The organism is Candidatus Syntrophosphaera sp. (genome assembly GCA_019429425.1).
Lineage (GTDB): Bacteria > Cloacimonadota > Cloacimonadia > Cloacimonadales > Cloacimonadaceae > Syntrophosphaera.
On the sequence record JAHYIU010000068.1, the window covers coordinates 1 to 13416 of the forward strand.

Annotated in this window: 14 protein-coding genes and 1 tRNA gene; all 15 read left to right on the forward strand. The window is 57.3% G+C overall.

What is annotated here, in order from left to right:
* On the forward strand, nt 1–216 hold a 216-nt coding region (locus tag K0B87_07425; protein MBW6514570.1), incomplete at its 5' end, for a hypothetical protein.
* A gap of 71 nt (nt 217–287) precedes the next feature.
* Nucleotides 288–363: transfer RNA gene (locus K0B87_07430), tRNA-Lys, on the forward strand.
* 161 nt (nt 364–524) lie between these two features.
* Nucleotides 525–1697 carry a methionine adenosyltransferase gene (metK, locus tag K0B87_07435; GenBank protein MBW6514571.1) on the forward strand — a complete coding sequence of 391 codons (1173 nt, stop codon included), beginning with the start codon at nt 525–527 and terminating at the stop codon, nt 1695–1697.
* 9 nt (nt 1698–1706) lie between these two features.
* Entirely contained in the window at nt 1707–2513 is an 807-nt protein-coding gene (gene kdsA / locus K0B87_07440; protein MBW6514572.1) for a 3-deoxy-8-phosphooctulonate synthase, read from the forward strand.
* Nucleotides 2510–3067, forward strand: a complete 558-nt coding sequence (locus K0B87_07445) for an HAD hydrolase family protein (GenBank protein ID MBW6514573.1) — start codon at nt 2510–2512, stop codon at nt 3065–3067. Before kdsA ends, K0B87_07445 begins: the two co-directional genes overlap by 4 nt.
* Nucleotides 3027–3587 (forward strand): LPS export ABC transporter periplasmic protein LptC, encoded by a 561-nt coding sequence (gene lptC / locus K0B87_07450; GenBank protein MBW6514574.1) that lies wholly within the window; start codon nt 3027–3029, stop codon nt 3585–3587. The genes K0B87_07445 and lptC overlap by 41 nt, the downstream gene beginning before the upstream one ends.
* Nucleotides 3562–4644, forward strand: coding sequence for a hypothetical protein (locus K0B87_07455; protein MBW6514575.1), 1083 nt, complete (start codon nt 3562–3564; stop codon nt 4642–4644). Before lptC ends, K0B87_07455 begins: the two co-directional genes overlap by 26 nt.
* A 31-nt stretch (nt 4645–4675) precedes the next feature.
* Nucleotides 4676–5425 carry an LPS export ABC transporter ATP-binding protein gene (gene lptB / locus K0B87_07460; GenBank protein ID MBW6514576.1) on the forward strand — a complete coding sequence of 250 codons (750 nt, stop codon included), beginning with the start codon at nt 4676–4678 and terminating at the stop codon, nt 5423–5425.
* Complete coding sequence (gene rpoN / locus K0B87_07465; protein ID MBW6514577.1) at nt 5422–6879, forward strand: RNA polymerase factor sigma-54; 1458 nt, start codon at nt 5422–5424, stop codon at nt 6877–6879. Before lptB ends, rpoN begins: the two co-directional genes overlap by 4 nt.
* Before the next feature lie 10 nt (nt 6880–6889).
* The gene (gene lpdA / locus K0B87_07470; GenBank protein ID MBW6514578.1) at nt 6890–8290 is read left to right on the forward strand and encodes a dihydrolipoyl dehydrogenase; all 1401 of its coding nucleotides are present in this window, start codon (nt 6890–6892) and stop codon (nt 8288–8290) included.
* A gap of 16 nt (nt 8291–8306) precedes the next feature.
* A complete protein-coding gene (gene raiA, locus K0B87_07475; protein ID MBW6514579.1) occupies nt 8307–8843 on the forward strand; it encodes a ribosome-associated translation inhibitor RaiA in 537 nt (178 codons plus the stop codon).
* Nucleotides 8844–8910: 67 nt separating this feature from the next.
* Nucleotides 8911–9888, forward strand: coding sequence for an HPr(Ser) kinase/phosphatase (gene hprK / locus K0B87_07480; GenBank protein ID MBW6514580.1), 978 nt, complete (start codon nt 8911–8913; stop codon nt 9886–9888).
* Nucleotides 9869–10135 carry an HPr family phosphocarrier protein gene (locus K0B87_07485; protein MBW6514581.1) on the forward strand — a complete coding sequence of 89 codons (267 nt, stop codon included), beginning with the start codon at nt 9869–9871 and terminating at the stop codon, nt 10133–10135. Before hprK ends, K0B87_07485 begins: the two co-directional genes overlap by 20 nt.
* A gap of 5 nt (nt 10136–10140) precedes the next feature.
* Nucleotides 10141–11868 (forward strand): phosphoenolpyruvate--protein phosphotransferase, encoded by a 1728-nt coding sequence (gene ptsP, locus K0B87_07490; GenBank protein ID MBW6514582.1) that lies wholly within the window; start codon nt 10141–10143, stop codon nt 11866–11868.
* 77 nt (nt 11869–11945) lie between these two features.
* Complete coding sequence (locus tag K0B87_07495; protein MBW6514583.1) at nt 11946–13292, forward strand: glucose-6-phosphate isomerase; 1347 nt, start codon at nt 11946–11948, stop codon at nt 13290–13292.
* Nucleotides 13293–13416: the final 124 nt, after the last annotated feature.

Below are 13416 nucleotides of genomic sequence, written 5' to 3' on the forward strand. Positions count from 1 at the left end.
ATCTACTCATGTAAAGACATCATAGTGAAGATTGCAGAGGCTTTCCCGAAGCTGATCTGCTTTAGGGCAAAGGACTGGGCTAAACTGCAGCAGTTTGTGTACTACCGAATCAGTCAGGTCATGCAAATCTGCCTCAGTAGCTCCAGACACTACGACACCTCACCTTATAGAGCCGATCTGATCGAACCTTGGCAGTTGAAAATCAGGCTGGTATAAAAAATGGGGGAATGCCAGGATTATTTTCCCTTGACAGGGGACGGCGCTTGGAATTTTATGCTCAAAATCGTGCATCTCTAGCTCAGTTGGTAGAGCAACTGACTCTTAATCAGTGGGTCCGGGGTTCGAATCCCCGGAGATGTACCAAACTTTTATAATGCGGCGATTTGCCCTTTGCTCCGCGGAAATAATGTGCTAAAGTGCGGACCTTTACATCTCCGGCTTTAGCGGCCGGATTTTTTTTATCCGCCGGGGAGGCAGGGCAAGGCCGCTCTCTACAAAGTATTTAAGACATAAGGAGCATAAAAATGACAGCTTTGCATGAACCCCAGCCCTGCACCAAGAACGAGTATGTGTTCACCTCGGAATCCGTTTCGGAAGGGCATCCGGACAAGGTTTGCGACCAGATCTCGGACGCCATCCTGGACGCCTATCTGGAAAGTGACCCGCGCGCCCGGGTGGCCTGCGAGACCCTTTGCACCAAGGATCAGGTGGTGCTTTCCGGAGAAATCACCTCCCGGAGAAGCCTCAGATCCGAGCATGAAGCAATCGTCCGCAAGGTGATCACTGACATCGGCTATGTGCATCCGGGGCTGGGCTTTGACCACAATTGCCGGATCAAGGACCTCCTCCACGCCCAGGAAAAAGCCCTGCGGGACAATGACGGGGCTGGCGACCAGGGCCTGATGTTCGGCTATGCCTGCAACCAGACCAAGCACCTGATGCCGGTGCCGATCGCCATGGCGCACAAGCTTTTGCAAAACCTGGCCCTGCTGCGCAAGAATGGCTCCATACCCCACATCCTGCCCGACGCCAAGTCCCAGGTGAGTTTCCGCTATTGCGGCAGGAAGCCGGTTTCGCTGGAAACTGTGGTCATTTCCACCCATCATCTGCCTTTGGGAAAGGAAGAATTCGCCGCCATGAAGGATGCGATCGAACAACTGGTGATCAAGCCCACCATCGCAGAGATGGAAAATGACGCCTGCAGCACGTTCCGGGCAGACCGCTACAAGGTGAAGATCAATCCGCTGGAGGAATGGGTGGATGGCGGTCCGGCCTCCGATACGGGCCTCACGGGCAGAAAGATCATCGTGGACACCTATGGCGGCTGGGCGCAGCACGGCGGCGGGGCCTTTTCCGGCAAGGATGCCACCAAGGTCGACCGCAGCGCGGCCTACATGGCCCGGCACATCGCCAAAAGCGTTGTAGCTTCAGGTCTGGCGGAGGAATGCCTGATCCAGTTCAGTTTCGTGATCGGCGAGGCGAGGCCGGTTTCCATGATGGTGGATACCTTTGGCAGCGGGGAAATGCCCGACACCCAGATCGAAAAGATCATCAGCGAGAGTTTTGACTTGACAGTAATGGGAATCATTAAATACCTTGCCCTGCAAAGGCCGGTGTACTTTCCCACCGCCGCCTACGGCCATTTCGGCCGGGACGATGCCATCTTCAGTTGGGAAGAGGTGAAAACGCTTAAATAGGCAGGTTTGATGGACTTATATCAGCGGCTCAAAACGGCGGCGGGGTTTTTCCTGATCGCGGGGCCCTGCGTGGTGGAAGACAGTTCCGTTATGGAAGAGGTGGCCCAAACCCTTGTCCGGATCAGGGCCGAGACGGGAATACCGGTGGTGTTCAAGGCCTCCTATAAAAAGGCGAACCGCAGTTCCGGAGATTCCTATTCCGGGCCCGGGCTGGAAGCTGGATTGAAGTCCCTGCAGCGCATCGGCGAACAGTTCGGCCTTCCGCTCCTGACCGACGTGCACGAACAGGCCGAGGTCGAGGCCGCGGCTGAAGTTTGCGACATCTTGCAGATCCCGGCCTTCCTGAGCCGCCAAACCGATCTGATCCGCGCAGTGGCTGACACCGGAAGGATCGTCAACATCAAGAAAGGCCAGTTCATGGCCCCGGAGGACATGCAACAGGCGGCCCTCAAAACCGGCGCCAACCATAAGGTCCTGCTCACCGAGCGGGGCAGCAGCTTCGGCTATCACAACCTGGTGGTGGATTTCCGCTCCTTTGCCATCATGGAAGCCTTGGGCCATCCCGTCGTATATGACGTCACCCATTCGCTGCAGTTGCCCTCAACGGGCATTAAATCAGGAGGAAATCCCGAATACGCGCCGATGCTGGCCGCCGCGGCGATCGCCACGAATAAGGTCAGAGGCCTCTTTCTGGAAACGCATCCCCATCCGGAACAAGCCCTAAGCGACGCGGCGAGCATGCTGCCTTTGGACCAATTGGAACCGCTGGTCCGCAACTGCCTGCAGATCAGCTCTGCCCTCAAAGGAAAATCATGAGTTTTAAAAAGATCATCAAGCCCCAGAAACCGCTGGTTCGGTGGGACAAGATCAAGCTGCTGGTGTTCGATTGTGACGGGGTTCTGACCGACGGGCGCATCATCTACGACAGCGCCGGCAACGAGACCAAGAATTTCGACGCGCATGACGGCATGGGCTTCATCCTCCTGCGCCAGACCGACATCAAGACCGCGATCATCACCGGCAGGAATTCCTCCATCCTCCAACGCCGCTGCGAAGACCTGAAAGTGGATTACCTCTTCCAGGGTGTCGCCGATAAACTCACCTGCCTCAAGCAGTTGCTGGACAAATTGAAGCTGGATTTCAGCAATGTGCTTTATATGGGGGATGACTGGAACGACCTGGGCGCGATGTTCAGCGCGGCGGTTTCGGTCTGTCCTGCCGACGCTTTGGCAAATTTTCGCGAGTTGGCGGACCACGTGACGGTGAGCTCGGGCGGGCACGGCGCGGTGCGGGAATGCATCGAGTATGTGTTTGAAAACAAAGGTATTTATGACCAGGCCTTGCAGGCTTATCTCAAGCAGCTTGTTTAGCTGTCTGGCGTTGCTTCTATTGCTGGCCGCCTGCGGGGATAGCAATCTGGACCTGGCGACCGCGAGAATGAAGGGCGGATTGGCGGATGAGACGAGTACAAATGTAACGATAACGGAATTTGACGAGGCAGGGATCGCCTATATCCTCAAGGCCGCAAGGATCGATCGCTATTACGACCGGCGCGTCCTGAACGCCTACGAAGTGGAGATCACGGCTTACGACAAAAAGGGCGAGACCTCCGTGCTCCTGGCTGACAGCACGATCGTGAATGACGCCAGCAACCAGATCTTCGCCTTTGGCAACGTGCGGCTGAGCTCTCCAGGAGTGAAGGTCCAGACCTCGCGGTTGATCTGGGACCGCAACATGGACGAGATCACCGCGCCGGACAACGTGACCCTGATCCGGGAAGGCAACGTTCTGCGCGGCAAGAACCTGCGCACCAATCTCAGCATCTATCCCACCCTGATGGACAGCGTTTCCGCGGAAGGATACTTTGGTGAAGATTACCTGGATTGGTAGCCTGCTCCTGTTTCTGGTCCTGCCGCTCTGGGGCCAGGCCGCGCGCGAGCAACTGCGCGTGATCCATTCGGACAGGCTGTTCCTGACCAAGGAACGTGACGAACAGGTGATGCGGCTGGATGGGAGGGTCCATTTCTGGTATGGCGAAACGGAATTCCGCTGTGACCGGGCCCTGATTTTCGACCAGCAAAAGATCGCCCGGCTGGACGGGAACGTGAAAGTAAGCAACGATTCACTGACCCTCACAGCCGACAGCCTCGCCTACTACAGGATCCCGGAAGAACTCAACGCCGGGGGCAGGGTCCACATCTCCGAAACCAGGCAGGACGGCACTTTCCGCTGGTTCCGTTCCCGCTACGGCATCTACAACCAAAAAAACGACACTGTCACGGTCTGGCAGGATGTGTCTTCATATGACCAGAATGAAAAGGCCACGGCTACCTGCGGCTACGCTTTTTGGGACCGCAAGAATGGCTATGCCTATATGATCGAGGACCCCAGGGTGGAATCGGCCGGAGCGGACACCCTCTTTGTGAGCGCGGACCGGATCGAATTCTTTGACGAGGAGCGCAAGCTGGTGGCCACTTTCAACGTGCTCGCCCAAAGCCGGGATTACCAGGCGACCAGCGATTTTCTGATCTATTTCCTGCGCGAGGACAAGGCCGTCTTCACCGGCCAGCCGAGGTTCAGCTCCGATTTTGCCAGCGCCGAGGCCCGGGAATTCTATCTCTTCCTAGAGGATAGGAAACTGACCCGGGCGGAGCTAGTGGATAGCTGCCGTGTGCACTTTTCCGAGGAACGGCTGGGCGAGAAGATCAATTGGGTGAAGGCAAATTACATCACGATCGCCTTTAAGGACGAAGCGATCCGGGAATTCCAGGCCGAAAGCTCCGTCAGCTACCATTATTATCAGGAACAGACCGGAGAGCGCGACTTTTTTATCAACACGGCGGAGGGAAGCTATCTGGAAGCCAAGTTCAATGCCGACAACAAACTGGAATCAATGAAAATGCGCCGGGGCGTCAAAGGTATCTACAAGTTCAACGACAATTCTTGACAAGCAAGCCCTTTCAAAGTAGTATAGTAGTATGGATAATCACAAAATTCTGGCCCAGAATCTGGTCAAAGTATATGGCAAGCGCACCGTGGTGAATGATCTGAACATGGAAATGAGCCAGGGCGAGGTTGTGGGCATCCTGGGTCCCAACGGGGCGGGGAAGACCACCACTTTCTATATGATCCTCGGCCTGGCCAAACCAAACCGGGGCAAGGTGCTCCTCGACGAGAGGAACATAACCCGCTACCCGATGTACCGCCGGGCCCGCCTGGGGCTTGGATATCTGGCCCAATCGCCCTCCATCTTTGCCAAGCTCAGCGTCCAGGACAACATTCTGGCGATCCTGCAAACCCTGGGGATCAGCAAAAAAGAACAGAAAGTCCGGCTGGAAGCGGCCTTGGAGGAACTGAACCTGACCCCTCTGGCCAGACAAAAGGCCTACACTCTCTCCGGAGGAGAACGGCGCAAGCTGGAGATCACCAGGTCCCTGGTCACCAACCCCACCTTCATTTTCATGGACGAACCTTTCGCCGGGGTCGATCCCATCGCCGTGGCGGACATCCAGGACATAATCGGCAAGCTGCGGGACAAGAATATCGGCGTCATGATCACCGACCACAACGTAATTGAGACTTTGAAAATCGTCAACCGGGCTTATATTATCTTCGAAGGAAAGATCATAGTTTCCGGTTCTTCTTTGGAGCTGATCAATGATGAAAAAGCCAAGAAAGTCTATTTGGGAGACAGGTTCCTGAGCAATCCATTCGAGCCAAGATCATGAACACACTCAGCCAGCAGATGTCCCTCAAGCAGAAGCAGGAGCTTGCTCTCAAGCCCAAGATGCTTCAATCCCTGAAGATGCTGGCCCTGCCCATTCTGGAGCTGGAGGCCTACATCAAGCAGGAGCTGGAGTTGAATCCGCTGCTGGAACTGCGCGAGGAAAAGGAAGAAGAGGACGGCGAAGAGCGGAACCAGGAAACACCGGAGGCCGAAAGCAAGATCTCCCTGGAGGACGCTGAAAGCGCCGAGGAAGGGGGCCAGACCCTCTCCGAAGCCCGGGAACTGACCGAGATTCTGGACCAGTGGAACGAATACCACCAAAGCTATGAAAGCTGGCATCAGGAACCTGATCCCGAATATGGCGAGTCCCTGATCCGCTATGAGGAAAATGGCAAGGACAAGTTCCTGCAGCAATTGTATCCGCTTTCCCTGCCTGAGAATGAGGTGGATTTTGCCGTCGAACTGCTCGATAGCTGCGACAACTATGGATTTCTGCCCTTTAATTATGACATCCACCGCGTGGCCCGGCAATACAAGATCAAACCCGCCCGGGCCGATGAACTGCATCAGATCGTTTTGCACCTCAACCCACAGGGGATCACAGCCCGCGACATGAGCGAATGCCTGCTGGCCCAGCTCAGCGAAGAACAATTGCAAAACCGGGTGTTGGTGGGGGTATGCACAGACCAGTTTGAAAACCTCATCCATCGCCGTTACCAAAAGATAGCCTCCCATTTCGGGGTTTCCGAGGAGTTTGTCCACTCGGTGAAGGAAATCGTGGCCAAGCTGGACCCCAAGCCGGGCCTGCGCATCCTTGCCCCCAACGCGGCCTACGTCTTTCCGGACATCACGATCAAGAGGATCGAGGGCGAATTCGAGGTCATCATCAATGACCACATCACCCCCAATATCATCATCAGCCCCCGCTACCGCAGGATGATCAACCGCGGCACCTTTGACAAACAGACTCTGGCTTTCGTGAGAGATAGGATCAACAGCGCCAAATTCCTCATCAAGAGCATCTACATGCGCACCCGCACCCTGGAGAGGGTGGCCCGCTCCATCATCAAGCACCAGTTGGAGTTCTTTGAGACCGGCAACGGGATCATGCAGCCGCTCACCTATTCCGTAATTGCCCAGGACCTGTCCGTGAGCGAATCCACAATCTCCCGCGTGGTCAAACACAAATTTGCCGAAACCCCCTACGGGATCTATGCCCTGAAGGATTTCTTCAGCAGCACGGCGGGCATTGACGACAACTATGAAAGCATCTCGCGCCAGCGCGTGAAGTCATATATCATCCACATGGTCGACCTGGAGGATAAACAACACCCTTTCAGCGACCAGGAGCTCGTTGACCAGCTAAAAACCGAAGGTTTGAACATCTCGCGGCGGATCGTGGCCAAATACAGATCCGAGCTCGGTATCCTGAACAGCCGCCTGCGAAGGCAATAAAGGAGGATATTTGTCCAAGTATCAGGTCGTCATCATCGGAGGGGGACCGGGTGGATATGAAACGGCCATCCGCCTCAACCAGTATGGCATTGAGTGCGCGGTCATAGAAAGCGGCCGGATCGGCGGAGTTTGCCTGAACTGGGGCTGCATCCCGACCAAGGCTTTGGTGAAAAGCGCGGAATTGCTGAAAGAATTGGCTGAGGCGGAGTCCTTTGGCCTGCCCGCTGTGAACATCGATCTGGATTACCGCAAGGTTTTCGAACGCAAGAACGCGGTCGTGGAGCAACTCGTGGGTGGAGTGGAACACCTATTCCGCAAGCGCGGGATCCCGATCATTCACGAGAGGGCGGAAAGGGTTGCCCACGTCGATGGCGGTTACCTGGCCAAAACCAGTGAGGGAAACAAGATCTGGGGCCAATACCTGATCGTAGCCACCGGTTCAGTTCCCAAGGAGCTGCCCGGCGTTGCCATCGACGAAGAGAAGGTCCTCAGTTCCACCGGCATCCTGGGCCTGGAAGAGCTGCCCCACAGCATCGCCATCGTGGGCGGAGGCGTGATCGGCTGCGAATTTGCCTCCATCCTGAACAGTTTTGGAGTTCAAACCCACATCATCGAGTTTTTGCCCCGCATCCTTTCCACCGAGGATGAGGAAATTGCCAAACGTCTCACTTTGGCCCTGAAGAAAGCCGGGATCAAGATCTCCACGGGAGTGGGGGTCGAAAGCGCCCGGCAGACAGAGGAGGGGCTGGAACTGCAGCTATCCGACGGCAAGAGCCTGGAAGTGGAAAAAGCCCTGCTGAGCGTGGGCCGGGATCCCCAATCGAACCTGATCTGGGAAGATACGGCCCCCCAAACCGAGCGCGGGGCCATAAGCATCGACGCCATGATGCGCTCGAGCCTGCCAAATGTTTACGCCATCGGGGATGTGACCGCCAAACTGCCTTTGGCCCACACAGCCAGCAAACAGGGCCTGATCGCCGCGGCCCACATCCGCAGCCTGGTGAGTGGAAGCGAGTTTCATCACCCGACCCTGGATTATGCCAACATTCCCAGATGCACCTTCACCAAGCCGGAAGTAGCTTCAGTGGGGCTCAGCGAAGCCGAGGCCAGCCAGAAGTACGGCGAGATCAAGATCGGGAAATTCCCCTTCAGCGCCAACGGCAAGGCCCTGGCCATGAGCGACACCTTTGGCTTCGTGAAGACCATCGCCCGCGCCGATACATCAGCTTTGGTGGGAATGCACATCATCGGACCCCATGCCGCGGAACTAATCGCCCAGGGCGCGATCCTGATCTCGCTGGGCGCGCGTGCCGACGTGGCAGAATCAGTAGTTTTTGCCCATCCCACCCTATCCGAGGCGATCAAGGAATCCCTTGAGGACCTCTCCAACCTATCCATAAACAAAATCTGATAAGGAGGAATCACACATGCAGATCACGATTACAGCCCGCCATTTCGAACTGACGAAAGCGATCCGGGACTATGTGGAAACTTCTTGCCTCAAGCTGAAGAAGTATTTTGACCACATCATCACGGTCCATGCCACCCTGGCCCTGGAAAACAGCCGCAATATCTGCGAGATATCGCTGCACGCTTCGAGGTTCAACCTGCAGAGCCAGTCCGAGGAGATGGACATGTACCTTTCCATAGACAACGCCCTGGACAAAATGGAAGCGCAGATCAAGAAGCTGAAAGAACGTGTGACAGACCACCAGAAACGGGCCCTGAAGGACCAATTCAGCGAGTTTTCCCGTGAATCGGACATCCTGATGAGCCCCGAAAGCAGAGTTCGCAAAACCATCAAAACCAAACGCGTGGTGCCCGAAATATTCAACGTTCAGGAAGCCATGGAAAAACTCGACAGCCAGAAGGAAGAATTCCTCATCTTCAAGAACATCGAAACCGACCGCCTGAACGTCCTGGTGAAAAGGGACGATCATAACTATAAACTGTTTGAACCCTGACCAACAGCCTCCGCTCGGCCGGATGGACCTGATCCCTCCGGCCCTGCGGGCGGCGTAAGGATGCGCTATGAAAGAAATCACCATCCGAGAATTTTTTGACGGCAAGAAGAAAGACCTGGCCCTCTCGCTGCTCACCGAGCCGGAGACCCTGAACCGCAAGCTGAGCTCGCCAAACCTGAATCGGCCCGGACTGGCGCTGGCCGGTTACCTCGATGTCTTTTCCGCGGACCGGATCCAGATCTTGGGAGAGGTGGAGGTCCGCTATCTGCAAAGCCTCAAGGAAGACCTGATGCTGGACAGGGTGCGCCAGGTTTTTAAGGCCGACATCCCCTGCATCATAGTAACCAAGGGCCTCACCCTGCCCCCCGCCATCGAATACCTGGCCAACGATCTCAACATTCCCATTCTTTCCAGCCGCCTTTCCACGATCCAGCTCATCCAACAGCTCACCCGCTACCTGCTGGACATCTTTGCCCTGGAAAAGACCATCCACGCCACCCTGGTGGACGTGTTCGGCCGGGGTATCCTGCTGACCGGGAAAAGCGGGATCGGCAAAAGCGAATGCGCCCTGGACCTGATCCACCGCGGCCACAGCCTGGTGGGCGACGACCTGATCACCCTGCGCTTCATCGACGATCAGCTGGTCGGCAGGTCCGGCCGCGATTTTGGCCACTTCATGGAGATCCGCGGGGTCGGCTTTGTCAACGTCGAGCGCATGTTTGGGATCGAAAGGGTGCGCCAGCAGAAGAACATCGACCTCCAGATCGAGCTCATGCCCTGGCAGGAGAACATGGATTACGAGCGCATCGGCCTATCCAACAACTATGCCGAGCACCTGGGCGTGAAGCTTCCCATCATCTTTTTACCCGTTTCCCCCGGCAAAAACGTCTCCGTGATCGTCGAAGTGGCGGCCATGAACATGATCCTCAAAGGCTCCGGCTATGACGCTGCCGAGGATTTCAACCGCCTCGTGCATGAAGAGATCCGCAGGCAGACCCTGCTCAAGCCAAACCCATCAAACCTGGATGCTCCGGAAAACAATTAGGGTCACCAACAAACTGGGGCTGCACGCGCGTCCCTCGGCCCTTGTCGTCAAGGCCGCGACCAAGTATCGCAGCGATTTCTTCATCGAGAAGAACGGCATGAAAGTGAATGGCAAAAGCATCATGGGCGTGATGATGTTGGCCGCCGAATGCGGGTCTGTGCTGGAACTGAGCGCCGACGGAGTGGACGAGGAATATCTCCTGGAGGAGATCGAAGCCCTCATCGCCGCGGGATTTGGGGAGGACTAAAGAATATGCTTGTCATAGAAGGAACAGTCATCCAGCCCGGCCTGAAGATCGGCAGGGCGCGCAAGATCCAGCCCCGGGAATGGGATATCCCCCGCCAGGCCATCGGCCGGGAGGAGATAGACACCGAGCTGAGATTGCTCCACAACGCCCTGACCACGGTGGAAAGGGAGATCGAACAACACCTGTTTGAATTCAAAGGCGCCGAGGAGGACAAGGAGATCCTCAGTTCCCATCTGCTCATCCTGCGCGACCCGGAGCTGATCCCAAAGATCCGGGCCACCGTCAGCGCCAGGCTCGTTTCCGCCGCCCTGGCGGTGCGGGAGGCCTTCTCCGAGGTCAGGAGCAGGTTCAACAGCATGAGCAACGAATATTTCGCCCAGCGCGCCGCCGACTACAAGGATGTCCAACATCGCCTTCTGGCCGAGATCACGGGCCACAAACACGACGACATGGCCAATTGGGAGCCAGACCAGATCGCCGTCCTGACCGAGGTCACACCCTCCCAGGTGAGCGGATTCGCCCGCCATCAGGTTCCGGCCTGGTGTTCCGAGCAAGGCAGCTTCACTTCCCACGCCTCGATCCTTTCCCGTTCGCTGCAGATCACGGCCGTAACCGGCCTGCCGGAACTCTGCGACAAGGTCAGCGACGGAGACCGGCTCATCCTCGACGGCCTCGACGGCCGCGTGATCATCAAACCCGACCCCAACACGGTGCTCCTCTATGAACAGCTTTTGGAAAAATACCGGGAGAAAGAAGAGGAATCCCGCCGCAATCTCCACCTTCCCGTGCAGACCCTGGAGGGGCGGCGGATCAAGCTGCGCTGCAATCTGGACCTGCTCACCGAGGTCGACCTGCCCGCCAAATTGGGGGCGGACGGGATCGGCCTCTATCGCACGGAATTCCACTACCTGGGCCGCGACGAGCTGCCCTCTGAGGATACTCTCTTTGGTTTCTACCGCGAAGTGGCGGAAAAGGCCGCGCCCCACAGCGTCACCATCCGCAGCTTCGATCTCGGCGGCGACAAGCTTTCCCACCTGATCCCGGCCAACCATGAGGAAAACCCCTATCTGGGCCTCCGCGGGATCCGCTTTTCCCTTGCCCGCCAGGAGGTCTTCCGCAACCAGGTAAGGGCGGTGTTGCGCGCCAGCCATTACGGCCGGATCAAGCTGATGTTTCCCATGGTGGCCGACCTGAGGGACTTTCTCAAGGCCCGCGAGGTCGTCTGGCAATGCCAGCGCGAACTCAGATCCGAAGGCGTCCCCTACGACGCGGAACTCGCCCTCGGGGTCATGATCGAGATACCCTCCGCGGCCCTCTGCGCGGATGAGCTTGCCGAAAAATGCGATTTCTTCAGCATCGGAACCAACGACCTGGTCCAATACACCCTCGCGGCGGACCGGAACAATCCCGCCCTCGCGGATTATTACACCACCCACCACCCCGCGGTCCTGCAATTGCTCCGGCTCACCCTGGAAGCGGCTTCCCGCCACGGCAAACCCGTATCCATCTGCGGCGAGATGGCCTCCCAGCCGGAATACATCCCCCTGCTGATCGGGATGGGCTTTTCCGAGCTGAGCGTCGGCACCTCATCCTATCTCCAGTGCAAGAACATCATCCGCCGCTGCGACGCCGCCCTAACAGAACTGGTGGGCAAAACAGACCTTTCCGCCAACCTCGCCACGATCGAATACCTGGTCTTCCACCAGCTCAAGCCCTATTATCACATAGTGTGACAGTTTCCGGGGAGATTTGCGGAGCTTGGGCTCAAAATCGACGATCATCGTTTCAAACCACGCATAAAGGAGACAACATGCTGCGTTTCGACCATTTGAACCTGCTTAAATCGGAGCACCTGCCCACCGCGGTACCGGCTGAAAAGGTGAAGGACTACTACTACGCCTGCCTGCAAGCCCATGAAGAGATCCAGGCCGACCGCCGCGCCAGGGTCCTGGGCTTCTACGACCTTCCCGGACAGGACACCGGCCACATCCGGAGCTTCATGGAAGGCCTCGACCCGGTTTTCGACACCATGGTCGTCCTCGGAATCGGTGGCTCCGCCCTGGGCAACCGGGCCCTCTATTCCGCTCTTAGAACCGAGCGCAACCTGCCCCGCCAGCTTTTCGTCTATGACAACGTCGATCCCGTCTTCCTGCATGAGATCCTCGCCCAGGTCAACCTGGATACGACGATCTTCAACATCATCACCAAAAGCGGGACCACGGCGGAAACCATGGCCGGCTACATGATCCTGGCCGACCTGATCAAAAAACGCCATCCCGCGGACTACACCAAGCGGATCGTGATCACCACCGACCGCGAGAAGGGCTTCCTGCGCCAGGTCATCGCGCAGGAGGGTTACGCTTCCTTCACCGTTCCGGACAACGTTGGCGGCCGCTTCTCAGTCCTCACCGACGTCGGCTTGGTCTCCTCGGCCTTCACCGGAATGGACATCTCCGCCCTGCTCCAAGGCGCCGCCTCCATGCGCGAGCGCTGCGGGGAACTGGACACCTTCGCCAACCCCGCCTATCTGAACGGCCTGCTGCATTACATCTACATGCGCGAGGGCAAGAACATCTCCGTGATGATGCCCTACTCAAATTCGCTCTACGACCTGGCGGACTGGTATCGCCAGCTCTGGGCGGAAAGCCTCGGCAAGCGTTACGACGCCAAGGGCCGCGAGGTCTTCGTGGGCCAGACCCCAGTCAAGGCTTTGGGCACCACGGACCAACATTCCCAGGTCCAGCTCTACGCCGAAGGCCCCAATGACAAGGTCTTCACCTTCCTCAGCGTCGAAAATTTCGCCCACGACTACGTCATCCCCGATCTCCATCCCGACCGCCCCGAGGTTAGCTACCTTGGCGGACGCAAGCTTTCCGAACTGCTCAACGCCGAACGCCTCGCCACCGAGATCGCCCTCACCAAGGCCCGCCGGCCCAATGCCCACATCGTTTTCCCCGCCATCGACGAATTCCACCTCGGCGAATTCATCATGATGTTCGAGATCCAGACCGTCTTCACCGGAAAGCTGCTCCACATCGATCCCCTCGACCAGCCCGGAGTGGAGGCCGGAAAGATCGCCACCTACGCCCTCATGGGCAAAGCCGGCTTCGAAAAGGAACTGGCGGAGATCAGGGCCTACCAGGACCAGCGGGGTTGATCCGAGTTCCTGGGATCGCCGACGGGGACGTCGGCGAAGCTCCGCAGGAGCTTGCTACTTTCTGAACAAACATGCTCTGGTTTAAAGCGATCTACTTCTACAAACCCCTGCGGGCTTTCTGCCG